Source organism: Kitasatospora albolonga (genome assembly GCA_002082585.1).
In the GTDB taxonomy this organism is placed as follows: domain Bacteria; phylum Actinomycetota; class Actinomycetes; order Streptomycetales; family Streptomycetaceae; genus Streptomyces; species Streptomyces stephensoniae.
The window spans coordinates 6,606,402-6,632,345 of the sequence record CP020563.1; the positions used below are offsets into that span (position 1 = coordinate 6,606,402).

Annotated in this window: 17 protein-coding genes; 5 read left to right on the top strand and 12 right to left on the bottom strand. The window is 72.9% G+C overall.

The window, feature by feature from the left end; translation table 11 throughout:
• The first annotated feature begins 123 nt into the window (after positions 1–123).
• The 3 genes from B7C62_29250 to B7C62_29260 are packed head-to-tail and all read left to right on the top strand — an operon-like array spanning position 124 to position 4,312.
• Positions 124–1,386, top strand: coding sequence for a glycosyltransferase WbuB (locus B7C62_29250; protein ID ARF75897.1), 1,263 nt, complete (start codon positions 124–126; stop codon positions 1,384–1,386).
• Positions 1,383–3,071, top strand: a complete 1,689-nt coding sequence (locus B7C62_29255; GenBank protein ID ARF75898.1) for a lipopolysaccharide biosynthesis protein — start codon at positions 1,383–1,385, stop codon at positions 3,069–3,071. The genes B7C62_29250 and B7C62_29255 overlap by 4 nt, the downstream gene beginning before the upstream one ends.
• Positions 3,068–4,312, top strand: coding sequence for a hypothetical protein (locus tag B7C62_29260; GenBank protein ID ARF75899.1), 1,245 nt, complete (start codon positions 3,068–3,070; stop codon positions 4,310–4,312). Before B7C62_29255 ends, B7C62_29260 begins: the two co-directional genes overlap by 4 nt.
• Here the strand turns inward: B7C62_29260 and B7C62_29265 are convergent.
• Positions 4,281–5,822 (bottom strand): hypothetical protein, encoded by a 1,542-nt coding sequence (locus B7C62_29265; protein ID ARF75900.1) that lies wholly within the window; start codon positions 5,820–5,822, stop codon positions 4,281–4,283. The two genes, B7C62_29260 and B7C62_29265, sit on opposite strands and share 32 nt — an antisense overlap.
• 110 nt (positions 5,823–5,932) lie before the next feature.
• On the opposite strand from B7C62_29265, the gene B7C62_29270 reads away from it, so the two are divergent.
• Positions 5,933–7,096 carry a glycosyl transferase gene (locus B7C62_29270; GenBank protein ARF75901.1) on the top strand — a complete coding sequence of 388 codons (1,164 nt, stop codon included), beginning with the start codon at positions 5,933–5,935 and terminating at the stop codon, positions 7,094–7,096.
• A gap of 13 nt (positions 7,097–7,109) precedes the next feature.
• Here the strand turns inward: B7C62_29270 and B7C62_29275 are convergent, their stop codons facing one another.
• The 5 genes from B7C62_29275 to B7C62_29295 are packed head-to-tail and all read right to left on the bottom strand — an operon-like array spanning position 7,110 to position 14,772.
• The gene (locus B7C62_29275) at positions 7,110–7,949 is read right to left on the bottom strand and encodes a glycosyltransferase (GenBank protein ID ARF75902.1); all 840 of its coding nucleotides are present in this window, start codon (positions 7,947–7,949) and stop codon (positions 7,110–7,112) included.
• Positions 7,946–8,704 carry a hypothetical protein gene (locus B7C62_29280; protein ID ARF75903.1) on the bottom strand — a complete coding sequence of 253 codons (759 nt, stop codon included), beginning with the start codon at positions 8,702–8,704 and terminating at the stop codon, positions 7,946–7,948. Before B7C62_29280 ends, B7C62_29275 begins: the two co-directional genes overlap by 4 nt.
• A 4-nt stretch (positions 8,705–8,708) precedes the next feature.
• A complete protein-coding gene (locus tag B7C62_29285; protein ARF75904.1) occupies positions 8,709–10,970 on the bottom strand; it encodes a hypothetical protein in 2,262 nt (753 codons plus the stop codon).
• Complete coding sequence (locus B7C62_29290; GenBank protein ARF75905.1) at positions 10,967–13,762, bottom strand: hypothetical protein; 2,796 nt, start codon at positions 13,760–13,762, stop codon at positions 10,967–10,969. The genes B7C62_29285 and B7C62_29290 overlap by 4 nt, the downstream gene beginning before the upstream one ends.
• Entirely contained in the window at positions 13,759–14,772 is a 1,014-nt protein-coding gene (locus B7C62_29295; GenBank protein ARF75906.1) for a GDP-mannose 4,6-dehydratase, read from the bottom strand. Before B7C62_29295 ends, B7C62_29290 begins: the two co-directional genes overlap by 4 nt.
• A gap of 116 nt (positions 14,773–14,888) precedes the next feature.
• Here B7C62_29295 and B7C62_29300 point away from each other — a divergent pair, with 116 nt between their 5' ends.
• The gene (locus B7C62_29300) at positions 14,889–15,872 is read left to right on the top strand and encodes a GDP-fucose synthetase (GenBank protein ARF75907.1); all 984 of its coding nucleotides are present in this window, start codon (positions 14,889–14,891) and stop codon (positions 15,870–15,872) included.
• Positions 15,873–15,943: 71 nt separating this feature from the next.
• On the opposite strand, the gene B7C62_29305 is transcribed toward B7C62_29300, so the two are convergent.
• The 6 genes from B7C62_29305 to B7C62_29330 all read right to left on the bottom strand — a co-directional run bounded on the left by B7C62_29305 (position 15,944) and on the right by B7C62_29330 (position 25,944).
• Positions 15,944–17,452 (bottom strand): glycosyl transferase, encoded by a 1,509-nt coding sequence (locus B7C62_29305; protein ID ARF75908.1) that lies wholly within the window; start codon positions 17,450–17,452, stop codon positions 15,944–15,946.
• A 417-nt stretch (positions 17,453–17,869) separates the two neighbouring features.
• Complete coding sequence (locus tag B7C62_29310; GenBank protein ARF75909.1) at positions 17,870–20,167, bottom strand: hypothetical protein; 2,298 nt, start codon at positions 20,165–20,167, stop codon at positions 17,870–17,872.
• 78 nt (positions 20,168–20,245) lie between these two features.
• Positions 20,246–20,785 carry a hypothetical protein gene (locus tag B7C62_29315; GenBank protein ID ARF75910.1) on the bottom strand — a complete coding sequence of 180 codons (540 nt, stop codon included), beginning with the start codon at positions 20,783–20,785 and terminating at the stop codon, positions 20,246–20,248.
• Between the two features lie 133 nt (positions 20,786–20,918).
• Positions 20,919–23,495: a protein phosphatase gene (locus B7C62_29320; GenBank protein ID ARF75911.1), complete on the bottom strand. Its 2,577-nt coding sequence runs from the start codon at positions 23,493–23,495 to the stop codon at positions 20,919–20,921.
• A 135-nt stretch (positions 23,496–23,630) separates the two neighbouring features.
• Positions 23,631–24,260, bottom strand: a complete 630-nt coding sequence (locus tag B7C62_29325; GenBank protein ARF75912.1) for an alpha-ketoglutarate-dependent dioxygenase AlkB — start codon at positions 24,258–24,260, stop codon at positions 23,631–23,633.
• A 103-nt stretch (positions 24,261–24,363) separates the two neighbouring features.
• Positions 24,364–25,944 carry a choline oxidase gene (locus tag B7C62_29330; GenBank protein ID ARF75913.1) on the bottom strand — a complete coding sequence of 527 codons (1,581 nt, stop codon included), beginning with the start codon at positions 25,942–25,944 and terminating at the stop codon, positions 24,364–24,366.

Consider the following 25,944-nt stretch of genomic DNA (forward strand, 5'->3'; position numbering starts at 1 on the left):
CCGGTGATGTTCCAACGACCTTACTGTGAAGAACACTTGTGCAGGCCGTGAACGGATAAGCTCAGTCACGGGGCTGTTCCCCGCCGGGGGCAGCGGCTGTTGTGGGGGGAAGGCGATCGTCCGATGTCCGATGTCGAACGGCACAGGCCGTTGCAGAACCGCCGCCTTCTGGTGGTGTCGACGAACTACGCGCCGGAGGTCACGGGCATCGGCCCGTACGCCACTCAACTCGCCGAGCACTGGGCCGCGTCCGGTGCCCGGGTCCGGGCGCTCACCGGGATGCCGCACTACCCGTCCTGGCGGCTGGACGAGGCGTACCAGCAGGTGTGGCGGACCGTGGAGATACGCGGCGGCGTCGGCGTCCACCGCCGCCGCCACTATGTGCCGCCCCGTCAGACGGCCCTGCGCAGAGCCGCGTTCGAGGCGAGCGTCCTCGCCACCGGGCTCTTCGCGCCACCGCCGGGGAGACCGGACGCCGTGGTCTCCCAGATGCCCAGCCTGGCCGGCGGTGTCATCGCGGCCCGCCTCGCCCGCCGCCACCGCGTTCCCCACATACCCGTCGTCCAGGACCTGATGGGCTCCGCCGCCGCGCAGAGCGGCATCCGGGGCGGCGGCAGGGCTGCATCCGTGGCGGCGGCGGCCGAGCGGTACGCGCTGAGCGGCGCGGCCCTCGTCGGCGTCATCCACGAGAGCTTCGTCCCCGGCGTCACCGCCCTCGGTGTCGACCCCGGCCGCATCCGCCTCGTCCCCAACTGGACCCATGTGCACGGGCCCACCGCCGACCGGGCCGCCACCCGGGCCCGGCTCGGCTGGCCCCCCGGCACCCCCGTCCTGCTGCACTCCGGCAACATGGGCCTCAAGCAGGGGCTCGACGTCCTGGTGGACACCGCCCGGCTCGCCCCGGACGTCAAGGTCGTCCTCATGGGCGACGGCAACCAGCGCGACGCCCTGCGCGCCCGCGCCGAGGGGCTGCCCAACGTGGACTTCCTGGAGCCCGCGGGCGCCGGGGAGTTCACCGACGTCCTCGCCGCCGCCGATGTCCTCGCGGTCACCCAGCGGGCCTCCGTCCTCGACATGAGCGTCCCCTCCAAGCTCACCTCGTACTTCGTCTCCGGCCGCCCGGTCGTCGCCTCCGTCGCCGACGAGGGCGGCACCGCCGACGAGGTCCGCCGCTCCGGGGCCGGGGTGCTCGTCGCCCCCGAGGACCCGGCCGCCCTGCTGGAGACCGTACGGAAGCTGGCCGCCGACCCCGCCGCCGCCGACGCCCTCGGGGCCGAGGGGCCGCGCTACGTCGCACGCCACCTGAGCCGGGAGGCGGGCCTCGCCCGCTTCGACGCCCTGCTCGCCGAGGTCCTGGCGGACGGACGGGGGGGCTCGGCCCGATGACCCCGGTGAACCGCGTCCCGGACGACCACGACGAACCGGCGCTCCTGCGCGACCAGTTCCGCCAGCTCCTGCGCTACCGGGCGCTGCTGGCGCTCGGCGTCGTCATCGGCCTCCTCGGCGGCGGCTTCCTCGCGCTCAGCGGCGAGGACACCTACACCTCCACCGGTGAGGTGCTCGTCCGCTCCGCCATCTCCGATCCCTTCGCCAGCGGGGCCACCGCCGACAAGGGCATCAACATCGGCTCCGAGCGCCAGACCGCCGTCAGCGACACCGTCGGCACCCTCGCTGCCGCCACCCTCCTCAAGGCGGGCGACGACGTCACCGCCCGCGACCTCCTCGCCGGGCTCCAGGTCACCAACCCGCCCAACACCCTCACCCTCCGCTTCGCCTACACCGGCGCCACCCCCGAGCAGTCCCGGGCCCGCGCCGAAGCCTTGGCCAACGCCTATCTGACCCACCGCAAGGCGCGCACCGAGGACAGCATCAAGAACATGTCCGACGGCTACCGGGCCCAGCTCGACCCGCTGGAGGAGAAGCGCGACCTGCTGGAGAAGCAGATCGGCGTGGGCGCGGACAACGACGTCACCAGCGCCCGCGCCAACATCATCGTCTCCATCTCCGAGCTGAGCCGGAAGATCTCCGAGCTCAAGGCCCTGGACACCACCCCCGGCTACCTCAACAAGAAGCCCGTCGCCCCCACCTCGCCCACCGGCCCCGGCCTGCCCCTGCTGCTCGGCCTCGGCGGGGTCGTCGGCCTCGCGCTCGGCCTGCTGCTCTCCTGGGTGCGGCTCGTCTTCGACCCCGCCGTACGCTCCACCCGCGAGCTGGTCCGCTCCCTCGGCGCCCCGCTGCTCGGCACCCTGCCCCGCGAACGCGCCGCCGCCACGGGCGTGCTCGCCATCGGCCGCAGCGGCTCCCGGCTCGCCGAGGAGTACCGGGCGGTCGCCTTCCGGCTCGCCTACGACCCCTCGTTCGCCGAGAGCCGCCGCCTGCTGGTCACCGCCCCGCGCGGCGACAACGCCGAAGCGGCCGCCGCCGCGGCCAACCTGGCCGCCGCCTTCGCCGAGATGGGCCGGGACGTCCTCCTCGTCGAGGCCGATCTCCGTACGCCCTCCCTCGCCCGGGCCCTGGGCTCCGCCGCGCACGAGGTCCGCCCGCCGCGCTGGGCGGCGGAGGAGGGCGACGGCAGCTGGCCCACCGGAGGCCGCTCCAACGTCGACGTCCCCGGCTCCGGCGCCTTCGCCCTGATCCCCGGCACCACCGTCGACAACGTCCCGCGCGCCCTCACCTCCACCCCGGTCGGCCGCATCGTCGCCGAGGCCGACCGGCCCGGCAGCGTCGTCATCGTCCTCGCCCCGCCCGTCCTCTCCTACGCGGACGCGGTCGCCCTGGTCGACCGGGTGGAGGGCGTCATGATCGTCTGCGACCCGCGCGAGGTCCACCGCAGCGACCTGGAGCGCATCCGCGAGATCATCGGCGCCTCCGGCGGCTCCGTCCTCGGCGCCCTGCTCCACCCGGGCCGGCGGCGGCTGCTCCGGCCGGAGCGCCGGACGAAGTCCGCCCGCCGCCGGGGCGGGAGCGGCGGCCCCACCCCCGCCGCCGAGCCGGACACACCCGAGACCACCGGAGACCCCACCGAGACCCTCGGCCTGCGTTCCTTGACGCTTCCGGCGGCGCGGCGGTGAGAGCCCGCACGGCCGTCCTCTGCTCGGTCGCCGACCAGGGCGTGGCGGCGCTCACCAACATCCTGGTGCTGGTGGCCGCCGCCCGGCTCTCCACCCTGGCCGACTTCGCCCGCTTCTCCGCGGTCTACCTGGTCTTCACGGTGCTGCTGGGCGTCTCGGGCGCGTACACCGGGCAGCCGCTGGTCCTCAAGCGCGGCGGCGGCGCGGAGACCCGGGGCGCCTGCCGCTCGGCCGTCGCGTTCACCGTGTCGGCCGCCGCCGTGCTCGGCGCGCTCCTGGCCGCCGTCTGCTTCCTGATCCCCGGGGACACCGCCCGGGCCCTGCTGATGCTCGGCCTCGTCCTGCCGGTGGTGCTCGGCCAGGACGCCGTACGGTACGCCTTCTCTACCCTCCAGCAGCCCCATCTCGCCCTGTTCTCGGACCTGTTGCGGCTGGCCTGCGTCCTCGGCGCGCTCGGCACCCAGGCGTACGGGGTCTCACCCGCCCGCCTGATCGCGCTCTGGGGCCTCTCCGCCCTGCCCGCGCTCCTGCTCTCCGCCGCCCTGCTCCACCGCGCCACCGCCGGGACCCCGCTCCTGCTGCGGCCCCTGCTCCGGCGCGGCCACCTCGGGCGGCGCTTCACCGTCGAGTTCGGCGTGGGCAACGCCACCAGCCAGCTCTCCGTCCTCGGCCTCGGCGCCGTCGGCAACCCGCTCCTGGTCGGCGCCCTGCGCGGGGCCACCACCCTGTTCGGCCCGCTGAACGTGCTGTTCACCTCCGCCACCTCCTTCGGCCCCCCGCTGCTGGGCCGGATCGCCGACGAACGGAGCCGGGTACGGGCCACCGCCGCGCTCGCCGCCGTACTCGCCACCACGGCAGGGCTCTGGGCCACCGTCCTGGCCCTCCTCCCCGACCGCGCCGGGCGCCAGCTCCTGGGCGACACCTGGCCGGTGGCCGCCGCCCTGCTGCCCGCCACCGGCAGCCAGTACGCGGCGATGGCCGTCAGCACCTGCGGGCTGCTCGCCCTGCGGATGCTCGACCCGCGCACCACGCTCGCCATCCAGGTCGTCTTCTCGCTCACCGCCGTGGCGTTGCTCGCGGGCGGTTACGCCGTCGGGGGCGTCCTGGGAGCCGCCTGGGGGCTCTTCCTCGGCTCGCTCTGCAAGGCCGCCGCCACCTGGATCAGGGTGGCCCGGCTGCGCCGCCGCGGACCCGGACCGGAGAGGGCCGTCAGCGCCGACGCGCTGCCCGCCGCTCCCTGAACGTACTGATCGCCAGCAGACAGAGCGCCGCGATGGCCAGCTTCCCCGCCGCCTGGAGCAGCGGGCCGCGCAGCAGGATGAAGGTGTACCCGGCGATCAGTGGCGCCGCGATGGCCAGCACGCTCCCGGGGCCGGGCCCCGCCCGGGTGACGGCCAGCGCGTACCGGCGGTCGGTACGGGCCGCCGCGTAGCCGATCAGCGCGAGCCCGCCGATCACCCCGGACACACCGAAGTCGACCCAGAACTCCGTCCACAGCGGGGCCGACAGATTGGTCATCCGCAGCCCCATCCACTGCCCGACCCGGACCCCGGTGTCCTCCGGCTTCCCGCTCCACACCGCGCGCGGCACGAAGAACAGCGCGGAGCCCGCCAGTTGGCGGCCGTAGGTATGGCCCCGGGTGTCCACCCACGAGATGGTGTTGGCGAACATCACCATCTGGTCGTAGTCCTTGGTCACCAGCGGATCGAAGACCGAGGCCGACTGCGCGGGCCGCTGCGCCGCGTCGTCGTACCGGAACTTGTCCGCGTACGGGAACACCACCAGCGCCCCCACCACCCCCGCGGTCAGCACCGTGCGGTAGATCGCCGCACTGCTCGGGAACGCGGTGAACACGAACGCCATCAGCACCGTCAGGAACCAGTAACGGGCGTTGGAGATCGGGTTGTTCACCACCAGGTTCAGCGCGATCAGCGCCACCCACACCAGCACCGTCGACGGGGTGCGCCGGGCCCGGTAGGAGGTCGCCAGGCGGCGGGTGTAGAACAGCAGCGCCAGCAGCGCCGGGACCTGGCCGAACCCCTTGATGAAGGCCGAGCCCACATTGGACCCCTCCGTGACCACCCCGCTCGCCGCGACGGTCTCGTTGATCTCCTGGCGGCTGGTGAAGAAGACCGCGGGCCCGCCCAGCTTCAGCACATAGAACGCGCTCGCCAGGAACGCCAGCGCCACCAGCAGCCGCAGCCGCACCGGATGCGCCACGGCGGGCCCGCCGCCCGAGCCCCGCGCGGAGGGCGTACGGCGCCGCAGCGGCCGGCGCGAGGCCAGCAGCGCCCCCAGGTCGAAGGCCGCACACCCCACCAGGACCATCGCGGTCGCCGTGATCAGATCCTGGCGCGGCCCCACCATCGGCGTCGGCGTCTGCCCGATCACCACCTGGGCGAACGGGGCCACGCCCATCGCGATGTACACGAACATCCAGAAGACGCCCTGGAGCAGCCGCCGCCGGGTGGAGAGGATCATCGTCGCGAGCCGGGCCCCCGCATAGCAGGTCAGGACCAGCTGGAGCCAGTACCCGGTGTCCCGGACGCCGTTGCCGGGTTGCCCGGCGATCACCGCGGGCAGGAAGCAGACCAGACCCAGGATGAGCGGCACCGACAGCGCCCGCGACAGCATCGACCAGGCGATCGGCCGCTCGGGCGGCTCCGGAGGGGTGCCCCGGGCCCCGGACCACTCCACGGGCGCGACCCCGTCGGCGGTCTTCTCCTGCGCCGACGTGTGCACCGACGTCATGCGCCCCCCCCCGGGATCAGTGAACCGCTGAACACTCTAACGAATCAGCCCACTTGAGGGGGGCCGATGACTACCCTGTGAACAAGCGGCCGCAGTCGAGGGGAACTCTGGTGAAAATCCTGCACGTTGTCACGCTCCACACTCCGGACCACGCCTTCGGCGGTCCGACCCGGGTGGCGCTCAACCTGTCCAAGGTGCAGCGGGCGGCCGGGGACGACGCCCGGATCATGGCCCTCGGCGACGGCTTCCCCGACGGCGAACTGCCCAGCCATGTCGAGGGAGTTCCCGTCCACCTCTTCCAGGCCCGGCATGTGCTCCCCATGTTCGAGGTCAGCGGGATCACCTCCGCCGCCCTGCTGCGCACCGCCCGCCGCATGATGCGCGGCGCCGACCTCGTCCATGTCCATCTGATGCGCGACCTGGTGACCCTGCCCGCGGCGCTGCTCGCCCTCGCGACCCGTACGCCCCTGGTCGTCCAGACCCACGGCATGATCGACCCGACGGAGAAGAGGGTCGCCCAGCTCACCGACCTCCTCGGGGTCCGCAAGGTGCTGCGCGAGGCGGACGCCGTCCTGCATCTGACCGAGATGGAGCGGCTCGATGTGAACGCCGTCGCCGCCCCCGTCCCGCTCACCCGCACCGTACGGCTGGTCAACGGCGTCCGCCCGCAGGAGCGCAAGCCCGCCCGCGAGCCCGGCAGGCCGCCCACGGTGCTCTACCTCGCCCGCGTCCAGGAGCGCAAGCGGCCCGAGGACTTCGTCTCCGCGATGCCGCACGTCCTCGCCCGCCACCCGGACGCCCGTTTCGTCCTGGCTGGACCGGACACCGGGGCGCTGGCGGGCACCCTCGCGCTCGCCCGGAAGCTGGGCGTCATGGACTCCCTGGACCACCGGGGCCCGCTGGAGCACGACGAGGTGCTCGCCGCCGGGCGCGAGGCCGATGTGTATGTGCTGCCCGCGATCGAGGAGCCGTTCCCGGTCTCGGTCCTGGAGGCGATGTCGGTGGGCACCCCCGTCGTCATCACCCGCACCTGCGGGCAGGGCCCCGATGTGGCGGAGGCCGGGGCGGGCCGGGTCATCGACAGCCGGGTCGGCGAGGACGCGGCCAACGCCCGCAAGGTCGCCGACGCGATCCTGGAGCTGCTGGAGCCGGAGGCTGCCGAGCAGGCGGGCAAGGCCGCCTGGGAGCTGGTCAACGAGCGGTTCACCATCGACGCCGTCACCGCCACCCTCCGGCGGACCTACGAGGACGTGGTCCGCCGGAGGCGAGGGTGAGCGGTAAGGCTCGTCAACGTACGGGCTTCTCGCGGGACTTGAGCGCGATCTGCCAGCGGTAGAAGCTCATCGCCAGCGCGAAGTCGAACCCGGCGCGGCCGTCCAGGAAGCCCCGCCGGTAGAGGTACATATAGGCGAAGGACACCACCGGCTTGAACGGCGCCTTGTGGAACAACTGCCCCTGGCGCGACTTGACCTGACGCACCTGCTCCTTCACCTCGGGGTGCTGTTCCAGCCATGCCTCCCAGTCCGAGTAGCGGTTGTGCCGCTCGAACCAGGCGGTCACCGGGTCGAGGTCCTGGTGCTCGATGGAGTTCTTCAGCGTCCCCACGCTCGCCGCGACCGGCTGGTAGTGGCCCTCCACCTCCCCGATGCCCGGCGCGTCCAGGTCCCCGACCTCCGGGTAGAAGGAGCGGGTCCGGTCGGTCAACGACCGCTTGCGGATGGTGTATCCGTGCCGCAGCCGCTTCCCCGAGAACCAGTACCCGAGCGGGATGTCGTACGCGGCGGGCTTCGGCGCGGAGGGATCGCGGAAGGTCTCCCGCAGCTCGGCCAGCAGCCCGGGGCTCAGCCGCTCGTCGCCGTCGAGCAGCAGAATCCAGTCCAGATCGGTGCGGACGTTCTCCAGGCACCACTGCTTCTTCCGGGGGTGGCCCCCGTCCCAGGTGTACGTGACCACCTCGGCCCCGCACTCCTCGGCGATCTTCACGGTGTCGTCGGTGCTGTGGGAGTCCACCACGACGACCGCCTCGAAGTGCCCGAGCACCGACTTCACCGCCTCGGCGATGTTCAGGCCCTCGTTCTTCGTGGGGATCGCCACGGCTATGGGCAGTTTCGTCTTTCCTGCGGTCATCCCTTGGCTCCTTCGGCCAGCCAGGCGTAGCAGCCTGTGGAGGTGAACGTGCGCGCGGACTTCGGAAGGGTGATCGTGCGCGACTTCCCGGTGTCGGAGGTGCCGGAGGCCAGCTCTTTCCCGCCCGCGCCCTCGATCTGCCACGAGCAGTTCGTGCTGGGGGAGGCGGAGCGGTAGACGCCCGGCCGCAGCGTCTTCCCGGTGTGGGTGCCGTCCGGATAGGCGTACGCGGCCTCGTCGACCAGGTCCTGGTGTTCGGGGCAGAGCCCCGCCACCGCGGCCGGTGCGTCGGAGATGTCCTCGGCCGCGATGGCGCCCACGGCGGTGTCCCGGTCGGCCTTGACCAGATAGCGCAGCTTGTCGCAGGTCTCCTGCCCGGTCTGGAGCACGGCGGCCGGGTCCATGCCCTGGGGCACGCGGTCCTTCAGGTACTCCTTCTGCTTCTTGGTGAAGCTGCCGGTGGCGGGGGTGAGTTGGTCGGTGGGTGTCTTGGGGCCCTCGGCGGTCGCGGCCGGAGCGGACGGTCCGCTGACGGCCGGCTCCTCGGTGGCGGGCGCCGTGGGCGCTTCGGGCGTCGTGGGTGCGGTGGGCGTGGCGGCCGCCTCGGTCGACGGGCCGGGGACGGAGGGCCCGGAGGCCGCGGGGCGCTGGGCGCCCGCGGCCTCCGGGTCGTTCCCGTCCGCGGACGAGCCGCAGGCGGCCAGCGCCGCCACCGTCAGGACGACGGCGGCGCGGGCCAGGAACGGGTACCTCATCGGATCAGCTGTTCCTCAGGGCGTAGTGCGCGCTGACCTGGGAAGCGGTCAGCGCGGTCGGGTAGACGGCGGTCTCGTCGATCTCTCCGGCGAAGAAGTTGCTCGTCGGACGGTTCGGCCAGCCGGAGAGGTTGTCCCCGCCGACCCGCCAGTACCCCGGGGTGCTCTCGCTGCTGGAGTACAGGATGTTCGAGGCGCGCAACTGGCCGTCGACGTAGAGCGACATGCCCTGGCCCAGCGGGCCCAGGGTGGCGACGACGTGGTGCCACTGGCCGTCGTTGTAGGCGGCCGAGGTGGTCACCGTCCGGGCGGAGCCGCTGTGGACGCCGAACACGAGACGTCCGTCGTTGCGCATGTAGATGTGCTTGTCGTGGCGGGTGCTGTTCTGCTGCGTCAGGTTCCCGAAGCCGATGATCTTCCCGCCGCGGGTGGTGGTGGTCTTGATCCAGGTCTCCAGGGTGAACCTGCTCGGTGCGGGGTGCAGCCGGTTGCTGTAGGCGTACTGGTTGGTCCCGTTGAACCCGATCGCGGTGGACGGTCCGGCGACGGCCGCCGGGGTCTGCCGGTAGGAGGGGGCGTTGCGCAGGAAACCGTTGTTGAGGTTGTCGCTGCTGTCGTGGGCGAAGGTGGAGGTGCCCTCGTCGTACCGCCAGTAGAGCGAGGCCCCGTCCGCCCTGACCCGGGCCGGGTACGCCTGGGTGGTGGTCGCCACGGTGGCGGACTGGGCGGGGGACCGGTTGCTGGTGTTGGTGCCGTCGCTCGCGGTGATCCGGTAGGAGTAGGTCTGGCCCGGTACGACGTCGGTGTCGGTCCACTTCAGCTGCGGCCGGTTCCAGAAGACGGAGTAGCCGGTCGTGGTGTGGACGGGGGTGTTCGAGCCGTCCTTGTAGATCCGGTAGGTCAGCTCCCCGTCGTCGGTGTCGAAGCTGGTCTGCCAGTTGACGTCGATCTGCCCCGGGGTCAGCGTGGACAGGCTGACGTTGGGCACCCACGGCGCCCCGGTGTCCGGGCCGTCCGCGAACCGGGTCAGCCCCTGCTGGGGGGAGCTGTTGACGGTGGTGAACTCGCCGCCCACCCACAGGTAGTGGCGGTCGCCCTTGCCGGTCTGGGCCATGACACGCGGGCCGACCGGCTCGCCGATGCCGTCATTGGTGTCCGGGAACCACGGCAGCAGCGTCGGGTCGTCGACCGACTGGGCCAGCAGGTGCTTGCGCGGCTGGTCCGGGAAGGCGCCCATGGAGGCGCAGTCGTGGGCGTGGCTGCCGCTGTAGAGCACCCCGGAGTAGACCGCCACGGCCTGGGTGGCGCCCAGGCAGGTGTCGCGCCACCGCTGCTCGAAGTTGCTCAGGTTGAGGGCGATGCGGCCGTCGAACACCCCGCCGCCGGTGCCCTCGTTGGCGGTGTAGAACCCGGTGGCGTCGGTGGTGATGTCCATCACCGTGGAGTTGTTGTGGATGAACCCCGGGTAGGACTTGGTGAGTTGGCCGGTGGTGGCGTTGACCACGGCCAGGGCGTGGGTGTTGGTGCCGTTGATCCGGAAGAAGTCACCGCCGAGCAGCACGTTCTGTCCGTCCGGGGTGACCTCCACCGCCCGGCCCACCTCGTCGGCGTTGGCGGTGAACGGCAGCAGGGAGGCCCCGGCGGTGGTGACCGCCGCGAACCGGGTCCGGCTCTGTCCGCCGACGCTGTTGAAGTCCCCGCCCAGATAGACCGTGTCGGACGTGACGGCGAGCGCCCGCACGGTGGCCGAGACAGCGATCTTGAAGTCGTTGCGGACGGTGCAGGTCGCGGTGTCGATCGCCGCGATGTTGCTGACCCCGATCCCGTTCACCGCCCCGAACTGGCCGCCCGCGTACAGCGTTTCCCCGTCGGGGGAGAGCGCCAGCGACCGTACGGTGGCGGTCCCCGAGGAGATGGTGAACGACAGCGAGCAGTCGGTGGGTGCCCCGGTCGCCGCGTCGAACGCGGCGAAGTTCACCGCGGGCTGTTCACTCGTGCCGGGTGCGGCCTTGGGGGGCCGCAGGGTGGAGAAGGTGCCGCCCGCGTAGACGACACCGTCGCCGGCCGCCATCGCCCAGACGATGCCGTTGGTCTGCCAGGTGGAGAGGTCGTCCGCGGTGAGGGCCACCGGATGCGTCAGCGCCGCTGCCGGGGAGGCGCCGACGGCGGTCGCGGAGAGGGCTCCGGCGAGCAGGCCGAGAGCGGCGGCGACGGCCCGTACACGGCCCCGCCTTCCGGTTCTCTGCCCCGTACTTCCGTTCATCATTCAGCTCCGAAGGTGAGAACGAGCTGCGGCCGGGAGGCCGCCGATCCTGCCTCGCTCGACCAGACGCGCAGACTGTCCGTCCCGCTGCTGGTCAGGGCGAGTGAGTAGGCGGAGCCGAGGGCCCCGCCCAGTGCCGGCGCGGTGAGCTCCACCGAATAGTCGGTGGAGACGGCGGTTGCGCCGGTGATGGTCCCCAGCACGGACGCGGCGAGCGCCGGCCGGGTGTTGTAGGTGACCGCCGACTCGGTCCAGGCGCCGGTGACCGGCACCACGGTGTGGCTGTCGGTGGAGCCCGCCGTCGCGTCCGAGGACGTACGGAACGTGAGGCGGGCCCCCTTTAGGACCTGCCCGGCCGGGGCGGCGGGCAGGGCGAAGCGCAGATAGCTCAGATAGGCCGTCGTCCCCCGTGAGGCCAGCTGCTGGTCGTTGTAGTTCGTGTTGGCCGCCACGCTGTTGACGTAGGCGTCCTCGGTGGGCAGGAGGCTCACCGTGGTGTCCCCGGGCGGGGCGGGCGCCTGGGCCAGCCGGTGGTGGGCGGCCACCCGGTCGGCGGTCAGCGCGGTGGGGTAGATCGCCGTCTCGTCGACCTGCCCGGCGAAATAGGTGCTCGAAGGGCGGTTGGGCCAGGCGTTGTTCATGGCGTCACCGCCGACCCGCCAGTACCCGTTGTACGAGCGGTTGCCCGCCGTCGTGTTGGAGGCGACCCGCACCCCGTCCACGTACAGCGCCATACCGCCCGGCCCCTGGGTGGCGACGGCGTGGTGCCAGCGGCCGTCGTTGTAGCTCGCCGGACTGGTCAGGGTGGGGCGGCTGCTGGTGCTGCCCACCTGGACACCGAAGGCGAGCCGCCCGTTGTTCGTCAGATACAGCAGCTTGTCGGAGATGGAGCTCGTATGGCCCTGTGCCGTACCGATGTTGTTGCCGAACCCGACGATCCGCCCGCCGCTCGTCGACGTCGTACGGAACCACGTCTCGATGGAGTACGGGGTGGGGGAGGTGTAGCGGTGCAGCCGGTCGCTGTACACGTACTCGTCGCTGCCGTTCAGCGAGAGCGCGGCCGAACCGGCGACGGCCGAGGGCGTGAAGCGGTACGTCGGTGTGTTCACGTACACCCCGCCGTTCCGGCTGTCCGAGGCGTCCGCCGCGAAGGCCCCGCCGGGCTCGTCGTAACGCCAGTACAGATCCGCCCCGTCGGCCAGCACCCGTTCCTGGTACGGGGAGGCGGCCGAGGCCGCCGTCACGGCGGCGGCAGGGGAAAGCGCGCTGGTGTTGCCCGCGCCGTCGGTCGCCGTGATCCGGTAGGAGTACGTCTGCCCCGCGACCACGTTCCGGTCGGTGAAGGTCAGCTGGGGGCGGCTGAAGAACAGGGACGAGCCGGTCGTGGTGTGGACCGGAGCCGAACTCCCGTTGCGGTAGACCCGGTATGTCAGCAGGCTGTCGTCCAGGTCCAGTGAACTCCGCCAGCTCACCCGCACCTCACCGGCGCGCGGCGCCGACACACTGGCGGCGGGCACGCTCGGGGAACCGGTGTCCGGGCCGTTCGCGAACCGGGTCAGCGCCTGCTGCGCCACCCCGTTGACCGTGGTGAACTCCCCGCCCACCCACAGGAAGTCCCGGCCGTCGCGGGAGGAGACGGTCAGCGCGCGCGGCCCGACCGGCTCCCCGATCCCGTCGTTCGTGTCGGGCAGCCAGCCCAGCAGCGCCGGATCGTCGACGCTCTGCGCGGTGAGGTGCTTGCGCGCCTGGTTGGGGAAGCCGCCCATGGTCGAGCAGTCGTGCACATGGCTCGCCGCGTACAGCACTCCCTTGTAGACCCGCACCGCCTGTGTCGCGCCCTGGCAGGTGTCCCGCCAGCGCTGGCCGAAGCCGTCCAGCTCCATCGCGAGCCGGCCGTCGAAGGAGTTGCCGCCCCGGCCCTCACCGGCCGCGTACCAGCCGCCGGACGCGGAGTCCGTGACGATGTCCTTGATGACGGCGGTGGACGGGATGAAGTTGTCCGGATAGCCCCGGGTGAGGGAGCCGGTGGTGGCGCTGACCACCGCGAGCGCATGGGAGCCGGTCCCGCCGACGGTGAAGAAGTCCCCGCCGAGCAGCACCGACTGCCCGTCCGGCGTCACCTTCAGGGTCCGCCCCGGGTCGTCCGCGTCCGGATTCCACCCGGTCACCGCGCCCGCCGGGGTCAGCGCGCCGAAGAAGCGCCGGGTCTGCCCGTTCACCGACTGGAAGTCCCCGCCCGCGTAGACCGTGCCGTTCGCCGCCACGTCCAGCGCGCGGACCGTCGCCGAGAAGCTCGGCGAGAACCCCGCCCGCCGGGTGCAGGTGGCGGTGTCGACGGCGACCAGCCCGCCCGCGCTCGTCCCGTTGACCGCGTTGAAGTAACCCCCCACGTACAGCGTCGACTTGTCCGGCGAGACGGCGAGTGCCCGTACGGTGGCGGTGCCGCTGGTCCGGGTGAAGGAGAGCGAGCAGCCCGCCGGGGCGCCCGTCGCCGCGTTGAACGCCGCGAAGTTGACGGCGGGCGTGGAGCCGCCGCCCGAACCCGCGGGGCGGACGGCGGAGAAGGTGCCGCCCGCATAGACGACCCCGTTCGCCTCCGCCAGCGTCCACACGATCCCGTTGGTCTGGTAGGTGGGCAGCTGGTCGGCGGTGAAGGCGACCGGTGCGGTCAGCGCGGCGGCCGGGGGCGCGGCGGCCACCGGGGCGAGCACCCCGGCGGCCAGCGCGAGGACCGCGGTGAGGACCCCGCCGCGCAGTCGGCCCAGGGGCCCGGGAGGGCGCCCTGGCCTCCTCATCTGTCCACCCGCACGGCGGCCCCGGTGAGCTGGTCCGAGAGCAGGCGGATGTCCGCGTCGACCATGATCCGGGCCAGCTCCCGCGACTTCACCTCGGGCTTCCAGCCCAGCAGCTCCTCCGCCTTGGACGCGTCACCGATCAACGCGTCGACCTCGCTGGGGCGTTCGTACTTCGGGTCGTAGCGCACATGCTCGGCCCAGTCCAGGCCCGCGTGCTCGAAGGCGAACTCCAGGAACTGCCGGACGCTGACCCCCTCGCCGGTCGCCACCACGTAGTCGTCCGGGGTGTCGCACTGGAGCATCCGCCACATGGCGTCCACGTACTCCGGCGCGTACCCCCAGTCCCGGACCGCGTCCAGGTTGCCCAGGTGCAGCCGGTCCTGGAGCCCGGCCTTGATCCGGGCCACCCCCCGGGTGATCTTCCGGGTCACGAAGGTCTCCCCGCGGCGCGGCGACTCGTGGTTGAACAGAATCCCGTTGACGGCGAACATGTCGTACGCCTCACGGTAGTTGACTGTCGCCCAGTACGAGTAGACCTTCGCCACGCTGTACGGGCTGCGCGGGTGGAACGGGGTCTTCTCGTTCTGCGGCGGCGGGCTGGCGCCGAACATCTCGGAGGACGACGCCTGGTAGATCCGGGTCTCGATCCCGCTGGCCCGGACCGCCTCAAGCAGCCGGATGGTGCCGAGCCCGGTGACGTCACCCGTGTACAGCGGGGCGTCGAAGGAGACCCGCACATGGGACTGGGCACCCAGGTTGTAGACCTCGTCGGGCTGGATGTCGCGCAACAGGTTCACCAGCGCCACCCCGTCGGAGAGGTCGGCGTGGTGCAGGACGAAGGAGCGCTCCGGCTCCTCGGGGCCCTGGTAGATGTGGTCGATCCGCTCGGTGTTGAAGCTCGACGAGCGGCGTATGAGGCCATGGACCGTGTATCCCTTGTCGAGCAACAGCTCCGCCAGGTACGAGCCGTCCTGGCCGGTCACTCCGGTGATGAGCGCGGTCTTCGCCACGATTCCCCCTTCTCTGCTGTCCGTCCGTGCGACGAACAGGTCACCGACATATCGGAATTGGAGCGTTCTGCGGCAAAACATCACCGCAGTCCCTTACTGCTGGCACAATCCGAGCCATGACGACCGAACTCCCCGTCCCACCCCAGGAATCCGCCCGCCCCCTACTGCGCCCGGGCTCCCGCATATTCGTCGCGGGCCACCGCGGTCTGGTCGGCTCGGCGGTGGCCCGCCGCCTCGCCGACGACGGCCACGAGGTCCTCACCCGCGGCCGGGATCTCCTCGACCTGCGCGACGCCGCGCGGACCGAGACGTATCTGAAGGACATCCGCCCGGACGCGGTCGTGCTGGCCGCCGCCAAGGTGGGCGGGATCATGGCCAACAGCACCTACCCGGTGCAGTTCCTGGAGGACAACCTGCGCATCCAGCTCAGCGTGATCGCCGGGGCGCACGCGGCGGGAACCGGGCGGCTGCTCTTCCTCGGCTCGTCGTGCATCTACCCCCGGCTCGCCCCCCAGCCGATCCGTGAGGAGTCGCTGCTCACCGGGGAGCTGGAGCCCACCAACGAGGCGTACGCCCTGGCCAAGATCGCGGGCATCGTCCAGACCCAGTCCTACCGGCGGCAGTACGGCGCCTCCTACATCAGCGCCATGCCCACCAATCTCTACGGGCCCGGCGACAACTTCGACCTGGAGACCTCGCACGTCCTGCCCGCGCTGATCCGCCGCTTCCATGAGGCCCAGCGGGACGGCGCGCCGGAGGTCACCCTCTGGGGCTCCGGCTCGCCGCGCCGCGAGTTCCTGCACGTCGACGACCTGGCAGCCGCCTGCGTACGCCTGCTGGAGGCGTACGACGGTGACGAGCCGGTCAACATCGGCTGCGGCGAGGACCTCGCCATCCGCGAACTCGCTGAGACCGTGGCCGAAGTGACGGGCTATCAGGGCCGGATCGGCTGGGACACCTCGAAGCCCGACGGGACCCCCCGCAAGCTGCTCGACGTCTCCCGGCTGACCTCCCTCGGCTTCAAGCCGCAGATCCCGCTGCGCGACGGCATCGCCCGCACCTACGCCTGGTGGCTCGGCCAACTCCCGCCCACCGCCTGACCGTTCGCCACCGCGCACGTCTGGCGCGCGGTGGCGCACCGGGGTTCCTCGCATCGCCCCGCCCGCCGTTCTCAGTAGGCCCCGCGGCCGTCGGCGACGGCGCGCACCGTACGGGCGAGGAGCCCCATGTCCGTGGCCACCGACCAGTTGTCGACGTACCAGAGGTCCAGCGAGACGGTCTCCTGCCAGGACAGGTCGGAGCGCCCGCTCACCTGCCACAGCCCGGTCAGACCCGGTTTCACGGCCAGCCTGCGGTGCTCCCGTTCGTCGTAGCGGGACGCCTCCTCCGGCAGCGGCGGCCGCGGCCCCACCAGGGACATCTGCCCCAGCAGCACATTGAACAGCTGCGGGAGTTCATCGATCGACGTCCGGCGCAGCGTCCGCCCCACGGGCGTCACCCGGGGGTCCCGGCGCATCTTGAACAGCGGCCCGTCGACCTCGTTCTCCTCGGCGAGCTGCGCCTTGCGCGCCTCCGCGTCCGCCACCATCGTGCGGAACTTCCACATGGTGAAAGGCCGGTTGTGCTGGCCCTGGCGGACCTGCCGGTGGAAGACCGGGCCGCGCGAGGAGAGCCGTACGCTCAGCGCCACCGCGAGCAGCAGCGGCGCGAGCACCAGCAGCCCCACCAGGGCGCCGACGCGGTCCAGCACCGCCTTGAGCACCCCCTGCGGGCCCCCGCGCAGCGGCGGGGCGATGTGCAGCAGGGTGAGCCCGGCCGCCGTCACCGGGCGCACCCGGGACGCCGCGACCCCCGAGAGCTCGGAGAGCACGCACAGGGCGACGCCCGCCTCGTGCAGCCCCCAGCCGAGCCGCCGCAGCCGGTCCCCGGTCAGCCGGGGCCCGGGAGCCACCAGCACCAGGTCCGCCTCATGGGCGTACGCACCGCCGAGGACCGTCGTCACGTCGTCGTCCGCCGGGCACGAGGCGAGCCGCCCCGGCACCTGGACGCCCTCGTGCGCGGGCCGGTCGGGCCCCACCGGGATCGCGGCCACCAGCTGATAGCCGTGGGCCGTACGGGAGCCGAGCTCCTCGGCCGCCCGGTCCAGGCCCGCCGCCTCGCCCACCAGCAGCACCCGGCGCACCGACCGGCCGCGCCGCGCGGTGCGGAGCCGGCGCCGCAGCCCCTCGGCGGCGACGGCGGCGGGCAGCCCCGGCGCCACGGCCACGACGGCCGTCGCCGGGTCGACGGAGCCCCCCGCCGCCGCGTGCAGGACGGCCAGCATCCCGAGGAGCACCAGCCAGTCCCCGAGGGCACCGAGCGGGCCGCCCGGCTCGGACCGCACCGGGTCCGCGTACCGGCCGCGCGCACCCCGTAAACCCGTCCACACCAGCCCGGCCGCCGTGGCGGCGAGCCACGGGCGGGGCTGCCCTCCCAGGTGCAGCAGCAGCCAGGCGGGGCCCGCCAGGCCCACCAGGTCGGTCAGTGCGGCGAACGACGGGCGGTGCCCCGGCTTCCTGCGGGCCGGAGCCTTCCCGGCCGGGTCGCGCTGTGCTGTCGGGGCCCGCCACAACTGCTCCAGGGCCGCCGTACGATTCCGGGACGCGGCGGTGCGGGGGCGCGGCGCGCCCCGGAGCCCCACCGGCCCGGATATCTCGGTCTCCGGTATTTCGACATGCCCCATGAACCCCCCAGTCACAGTCGCACCCCACAAACGGGACGCATCCGCCGATCCCATGGACAGACGGATGCGCCCTCGCTCGGTGCACGATATCCACACACGTGCCATTTCGCTGGAGTTCTCGTGAAGTTCAGACGCCCCGGACCAGACACCCGCGATCCGCCGGAAGCGCCCGATCTCGCCTGCGGTACACGGTTGCTGACGGCTCAGCAGATCCGCAAGCGCTTGTGCGGCGCTGCTCCTGGTTGCCGGGGGCGGAGGCTCTCGCTCCGGCGTACGCCGGTCCCGACGCGCGAACCCCCTGGCAGCGACCTGCGCAGCCAGGGGGTTCGTGGTCCGTGGGCGGCCCGCCCGGGGTGGTAGGGGGCGCCCACGGGGTCAGGCGAGGCCGGTCGTGCGCCTCTTGGCCTGTCGGTGGAGCAGCAGCCCGCCGCCAAGGAGCGCCGCCGCAAGGAGAGTTACCGAGATCACAGTGAGCCCGGTCGCCGCGAGGCTGCCGCCGGAGGTCGTCTGGGCGCCGTTGCCGCCGACGGAACCGCCGCCCACCGTTCCTCCGGTGGAGCCGCTGTCGCCGCCCGTGGAGGTGCCGCCCGCGGAGGTGCCGCCCGCGGAAGCACCGCCCGCGGAGGTGCCGCCCGTGGAGGCGTCACCCGTCGAGCCTCCGACGGAGGAGGCGGCACCTGTCGAACCGTCACCACCGCTGTCGGAGCCGCCGCTTGTGGTGTCACCCGGACCGCCGGTGTCGCCTCCGGTGTCGCCGCCACCGTTGTCCCCGCCGCCCGTGGCCTCGGTGACCGTCAGCGTGATCGGGGCCGTACGGGTGGTGCCGACGTCGTTGCGGAACTCGGCGCGGTAGCGGTAGCCGTCCTGGGACGTGCGCGCGGTGAACGTGAGCACCGGCTCGGCCGCCCCGTCCAGCTCCCGCCAGGTCTGCCCGTCGTCGGTGGAGACCTGCCAGCGGACCGTGGGCTCCGGAGTGCCCTCCGCCCTTGCCGTGAGGGCCACTTCGTCCCCGGCCCGCACCGAGCGGTCGGCGGGCGCCTGGGTCACCAGGGGCGAGACCTGGCGGGTGAGCCGGGTGATCTTCCCCTCGGCCGGGCTGGTCACGAAGACCGTGGCCCCGCCCGGCTCGACGGCGAGCGAGGCGGCGCCGGACTGCGAGTGGTTCCCGGGCAGCGACAGCTCCTTGGCGGCCGGGGCGAAGTCCTCGGTGCCGTACACCGTCAGCGTTCCGTTGTTGTCGTTGGCCGGGTCGGAGAGGTCCCCGCCGTCCTGCCAGACGACGAAGGCGCGCCCGGTCTGCGCGTCGAAGGCGGCGTCCCGGGCCAGGTCCTTGCCGACCAGCGTCTTCACGAGCTTGCCCGCGGCGTCGAAGACCAGCACGGACCGGTTGACCCCGACCCAGACCGCCCCGGTCGCCGGGTCCGTCTCGGTGAACCCGGTCATGCCGTCGGCGCCGGGCAGGTCGAAGGTGTCCGTCACGGTGAAGGTGACGAGATCGACCCGGTGCAGCTTCCCGGCGGCGAAGTCGCTGAACCAGACCGCGCCCCGGGCGTGGTCGGCGGCGAACTGGTTGCCGCCCGGCAGGGTGAGGCTCCGGGTGGCTGTGCCGGTCGCGGTCTCGATCTCGGAGAGCCTGGTCCCCTGGGCGACCAGCACCGTGCCCGGGGCCGTACCGGGGGCGATGTCCGTGATCGTCGTCCCGGCGAGCCAGACGCCCGAGGCCGCCTTGTCACCCGGCTTGGCGCTTCCGAGGCCCCGCAGCGGGTAGTTGTAGACGACGCCGTCGCCCGGCAGCGGGCCGGAGATCCGGGCCGCCGCCGAGGCGCGCAGCGCGCCGGTGGGGCCGGGGGCGTCGGCGATCCAGCTCTCGGCCTTCCCGTCCTCGGGGTTCAGCACGTACAGCCCGCGCTCGTCGACGTCGGCCGTGTCGGGGAGGTTGTCCGCACCGACGTACAGCTTCTTGGAGTCGGGGTGCAGGAGCAGGTCCAGCGGCTTGCCCGCCGAGGTGAAGTCGGCGGCAGGCTTGTACGAGACGGTCCCGGCGGGTACGTCGACGCCCTCGCCGCCCCCTTCGCCGGGCTCCTGGTCCGAGAAGACCACCGGGATGCGCACGTCCTGCGTACGGTCGCCGCTCGCGCGGTGGTCGGCGCGGGTGACGACGGAGCACGGGACGTCGGCGCAGTCCAGCCCGTCGCCCTTGGAGCGGATCTCGATCTCCACGTCGAAGGAGCCGCCGGGGCCGAACGGCACGGCCAGCTCACCCTCGTACGGGTCGCCCGGAGGCACGATCCACTGCGAGTTCTTCGAACCGCCGCTCATGTCGGCGCCGCCGAGGCAGGGGGAGGGGACCCGGTTCGCGCCGTTGTCCTTGCAGAGCGCGACGTAGATGCCGGTCGTCGGCCCGTACCCCTCGCCGGTGACCCGGATCTTCTCGCCCGCCGGGTCGAGCCCGGTGGTGGCGGAGACGGTGAGCTTCTGGCCCTTGGGGCCGGTGGCGCTCTTCGGGGCGGAGGCGTCGGCGCTGCTCGCGGCGCCCGCGGGGACCGCCGCGAGCAGCAGGGCGGCGACGGCCGCCGCACCGGCCCGGCGGCCGAGTCCGGCGGCTCCGCGGGGACCATGGGCGCCGCGCGGTCTGCCGGGGCCGGGGGGCGGGGTGCCCGGAGTGGGTGTCATGTCATTCCTCGTCACGACGCGGGGAGCCCGGCCCCGGCGAGGAGCGCCGGGACCGGGCGGATGGCTGGTGGTGGGGTCCTATACGAAGTCGATCGGGGCGTGGACGTCGTACTTGCGGTCGTTGGTGTCGGTGTGGTCGGCGCGGGTCACGACGGCGCACTCGACGGTGTCGCCGCAGATGTTGCCGCCGCCGAGGTCGGCCTTGACGTGGATCTGCACGCTGAAGGTGCCGCCGGTGCCGAAGGTCGAGCTGTTGGGGAGGACGCCGCCGCCGAAGTTGGAGACCCAGTGGGAGGCGCCGGTGGTGCCGGCCTCGTCCTGGCCGCCGAGACAGGGGGAGGGCTTGTTGGCGCCCTGGGCCCCGTCGACCACGCAGAGGCTGACGTAGACGCCCTGCGTGGTGTTGTAACCGCTGCCGGTGACGGTGATGTTCTGCCCGGAGGCGTTCGCCGTGTCGGGGGCGGTCAGCGACAGGTTGTAGGTGGTGCCCCCGTCGGTGATGGTGCGGGTCCCGGTCGCCGCGGCGGCGGGGGAGGAGAGGGAGAGCGCCAGGGCGGCGGCGGAGAGGACGGCGAAGCCCGTGCGGGCGAGGGTACGGGTGGAGGGAACAGCACTCATCGGATGAGCACCTTTCTCGGCATCGGAACCAGGACCACGGACACCCAGTCGACTTAAGTAAGGCACACCTAAGTCCAAAGATGATTGGGTTGTCAACAAAAGGGCCCACGGAGGCCGGGGGAAGTGATCGAAATCAGTCGAAGTCGGCCGAGGGAAAGGCTTGTTCGGTCCAGATGGTCTTTCCGGCCGGGGTGTAGCGCGTACCCCACCGCTGGACGAGCTGGGCGACGATGAACAGCCCGCGCCCGCCCTCGTCGTCCTCCGCGCTGTGGCGCAGGTGCGGCGAGGTGTGACCGGTGTCCGCCACCTCGCAGAGGAGCGTACGGTCGCGGATCAGCCGCAGCCGCAGCGGGCCGCCCCCGTACCGGACCGCGTTGGTGACCAGCTCGCTCACGACCAGTTCGGTCGCGAAGGAGAGCTCCTCCAGCCCCCAGTCGGCGAGTTGACGGGTGGTCAGCTCACGGGCCCGGCCCACGGTCACCGCCTCGGCGGGCAGCTCCCACTCGGCCACCCGTGAGGCGTCCAGCTGCCGGGTGCGGGCCAGGAGGAGGGCCGTGTCGTCGGCGGTCGTGGCGTCCGGGACCAGCGTGGAGACGGCCCGGTCGCAGAGGTCCTCCAGCGCGGCGGCGGGATCGCCGAGCACCCGGCCCAGGGCGTCGAGCCCTTGGTCGATGTCGTGGTCGCGCGCCTCCACCAGGCCGTCGGTGAAGAGCGCCAGCAGGCTTCCCACCGGCAGCTCGATCTCCATGGACTCGAAGGGCAGCCCGCCGAGGCCCAGCGGCGGCCCGGCCGGCAGGTCCGGGAACGTGACCTGCCCGTCGGGGTGCACGACCGCGGGGGGCAGATGCCCGGCCCGGGCCATGACGCACCGCCGCGAGACCGGGTCGTACACCGCGTACAGGCAGGTCGCCCCGGTGGTCAGCTCGTCGTACGCGTCCGACGCCGGGCCGCTGCGGGGGCCCGGCCGCTCCTCCAGCGGCTGCCCCACCAGGTCGTCCAGCCGGGTCAGCAGCTCGTCGGGGGCCATGTCCAGCTGGGCGAAGGCGCGCACGCTGGTGCGGAGCCGCCCCATGGTGGCGGCGGCCTGGAGACCGTGGCCGACCACGTCCCCGACCACCAGACCGACCCGGGTCCCGGAGAGCGGGATCACGTCGAACCAGTCCCCGCCGACCCCCGTCACATCGTCCGACGGCAGATAGCGGTAGGCGATCTCCACCGCCGACTGCGGCGGCACATGGTGGGGCAGCAGCTGGCGCTGGAGGGCGAGGGAGGCGGAGCGCTCCCGGGTGAAGCGGCGGGCGTTGTCGATGCAGACGGCGGCGCGGGCGGCCAGCTCGTCCGCCAGGGCGACCTCGCCGTTGTCGAAGGTGGTGGCCGGACCGTGGGCGACCGCGCGCTCGGACGGATCGGGGGCCGGACTCCGTACGAAGGTGACGAGCCCCAGCACGCTGCCGCCGACCCGCAACGGGACGACCAGGACGTTGTCGTCGAGGACGAGGCCGCCGGAGGCCAGGCTGCGGTCCTGCGGCGAACCGGGCGGATAGGTGACCGGGGGATAGCGGTGGGCCGGGCTCCCCGGAGCCCCCGGGTGCAGCGGCTCGGCCGCGTCGGGCACCCCCGGGGGCACCGCGTGCTCCCCGACCCGCAGGAGGTCCATGGCCGCCGTGCTCCCGGTCGCCGGGATCTCCCCGGTCATCACCGTCGCCCGCGCGACATCGACCCGTACGGCGGCGGCGAACTCCGGCACGGTCACCTCGGCGATCTCCTCGGCGGTGGTGACCACGTCCAGCACGGTCCCGATCCGCCGGCCGACCTCCACGAGCAGGGCGAGGCGCTGCTGGGCGCGGTGCCGGTCGGAGATGTCGAAGGCGTCCTCGCAGACCCCGAACACATGCCCGTGGGCGTCCTCCAGCCGGTAGTAGGAGCAGGACCACAGGTGCTCGGTCCCCGGGTCGCTGGGCGGGATGCCCTGGAAGTGCAGATCGAGAATGGGCTCCCCGGTGTCGAGCACGTGGTGCATCACGGCGTCGAGCGTCGGCGGGTACCCCGGGGTGACGAAGCGGCCCCCCGAGTAGAGCTCGTCGGCCCGCATCCCCAGGTACTCGGCGAGCGGCTTGCCGATCTCCCGCTCGTAGGCGGTGTTGCTCCAGGTCAGGCGGAGATCGGTGTCGTAGATCGCCAGCCCGACGGGCGACTGGGTGGCGAGCCCCTGGAGCAGGGCGAGCCGGCTCTCCCACTGCCGCAGCGCCCCCAGCTCCGCCGCCACGAGCACCCGCCCCGGCGCCGCTGCGCCCGGACCGGTGTCCGCCGTACCCGTCGTACCTACCGTACTCGCCATCGGGCACATCGTGGTGGCCACCAGCAGCTCACGGCCGTCCCGGTGACGCGCGAGCCGGATCTCGTTGCCGGGGGGCGACGATCCGGGGCCGGGGGCGGGGGCCGGGCGGTCCGGGGGGCCTGAAGGATCTGAGGGGCCTGATGGGTCCCGGCGGTCGGAGGCGGCCGGGAGGGGGCCCTCGGTGGGCAGCGGGGACAGGAACGCGCTCAGGGGCCGCCCGACGGCCTCCCGCGCCTCGTAGCCCAGCAGCTCGGTGGCGGCGGGGCTCCACCCGACGACGGTGTCCTGGCCGTCCAGAACCACCGTGGCCGCCCTGGCGATGTCCAGGGGGCCACGGAAATCGGCGGCATCCGCCGCTCTGGTCGCGCTCACCGCGCCACACCGGCCTGGTCCATGGTCTTCAGAATCCGCCCTGGCCCCGGTCGGCACAACTGCGGTACGCCCGTGGCACGGCCGATCGGGGCGCCCGGCGTGCGCGGGGCGGCTTCCGGGGGCGGTCCGGTGCGCTCAGCGCACCCCGGCCGGCCGGAACTGGACGCTGATCCGCGGCCCCACCGCCCGGGCCGTCTTCGGGACCGCGTGCTCCCAGGTGCGCTGGCAGCTGCCGCCCATGACGACCAGATCGCCGTGGCCGAGCTGCCGCCGTACGGGGACGGGCCCCGGGCGGCGGGGCCGCAGCGCGAGGTGGCGCGGGGCGCCCAGGGAGAGGATCGCCACCATGGTGTCCTCGGTGGAGCCCCGGCCGGACGAGTCACCGTGCCAGGCGACCCCGTCCCGCCCGTCCCGGTAGTAGCAGAGCCCCGCCGTGGTGAAGGGCTCACCGAGCTCGGCCCCGTAGTGCGCGCTCAGCGCCGTACGGGCGGCCTCCAGCGCGGGGTGCGGCAGGGGCTCCCGCTCCCCGAAGAAGGCTTGCAGGCGCGGCACGGCCACCACGCGCTCGTACATGACCCGCTCCTCCGCCCGCCAGGCCACCCCGTCCGCCAGCGCCCCGAACAGGGTGTCGGCCCCCTGGAGCCACTGCGGGAGCACATCGATCCAGGCACCGTGGCCCAGATGCTCACGGCGCAGCCCGCCCAGGGGGCGGACAGCGATCTCGTCCCCCTGGTCGAAGAGCGAGGACTGGAGGTGTACGGCCATGGGGCGAGCGTAACGCTATTCGTACGTGTGTGCGAACAAGGGTTCGCGGGCCCTCAGCTCTTCTCGGTCCTCGGGCTGCCCGGTTCCTCAGCTCTCCTGGTCCTCAGCTCCCCTTGATCAGATCCGCGCACTTCTCACCGATCATCATCGTCGTGATGCACGGATTGGCCGTGGTCAGCACCGGCATCACCGACGCGTCGGCCACCCGCAGCCCGGTGACCCCCTTGACCCGCAGCTGCGGGTCGAGCGGCGAGTCCGGGTCGTCCACCGCCCCCATCCGGACCGTCCCCGCCGGGTGGTAGACGGTGTTGTGGGTCTCGCGGATGTAGTCGAACAGCTCCGCGTCCGTGGTCGCGCCGGGGCCCGGAGCCAGCTCGGTGCCCGCCCAGGCGGCCATCGCGGGCCGCGCCACGATGTCCCGGGCGAGGCGGAGCCCGTACGTCATCACCCGTACGTCGTGCTCGTCGGTGAAGTAGCGCGGATCGACCCGGGGCTTGTCCCGGAAGTCCCGGGTGCGGAGGCGGACCGTGCCCCGGGAGCGGGCCCGGGTGACGTTCGGGGTGAGGCAGAAGGCGTTCTCCGACGTGGGGTAGCCGCGCCGGTAGGTGTTCAGGTCGAACGGCACCGAGCCGTAGTGGAACATCAGGTCCGGCCGGTCCAGGCCCGGTTCCGTGTCGGCGAAGATGCCGATCTCCCACCACTGGGTGGAGGCGGTGACCATGGGCTGCCTGGCCTCCCACATGATCACGCCCTCGGGGTGGTCCTGGAGGTGCGAGCCGACCCCGGGGGAGTCGGCCCGGACGTCGATTCCGGTCTCCCGCAGATGACCGGCCGGGCCGATCCCGGAGAGCATCAGCAGCTTGGGGGAGTCGATCGCCCCGCAGGCGACGACCACTTCGCGCCGGGCGTGCACCCTGCCGCTGTGGACGGTGTCGGGCTCCAGGTACTCCACCCCGGTGCACCGGTCGCCGTTCTCGTCGTCGAAGAGCAGGCGCTTGGCCTGGAGCCCGGTCCGTACCTCCAGGTTGGGCCGCTTCCCCAGGACGGGATGGAGGTACGAGACCGAGGCCGAGGAACGGGTCCCGTCCTCGCGGGCGTTGATCTGGAACCAGTGCGCGCCCCGGACCACCGTGGTGCCCGTGTTGAACGGGGTGGTGGGGATGCCCGCCTCGGCGCAGGCCGCCAGCAGGGCCCGGCCGCACGGGTCGTCCGGCGGGACCGTGCGGAGGGTGACCGGGCCGGAGCGGCCGTGGTGGTCGCCGGGCGCGTCATTGGTCTCCAGCCGCCGGTAGAGCGGGAAGCAGTCCGCCGCGCTCCACCCGGTGCAGCCCAGCGCGCCCCACTCGTCGAGGTCCTCGGCCGGGGCCCAGAAGGCGATGCACGAGTTGTGCGAGGAGCAGCCGCCGAGCACCTTGGCACGGGCGTGGCGCATGAAGCTGTTGCCGTACTCCTGCGGCTCCACCGGGTAGTCCCAGTCGTAGCCGGACTCCAGCAGCGCCATCCACCGGTCCAGCCGCAGGATGCTGTCGTCGCCCACGTCCGAGGGGCCAGCCTCCAGGACGCAGACGGTGGTGGCGGGGTCCTCGCTCAGCCGGGCGGCGACGACGGCACCCGCCGTACCGCCGCCGACCACGACGTAGTCGAACGTGGGCACAGGGTTCCGCACAGGGCTCTCTTCGGGCAT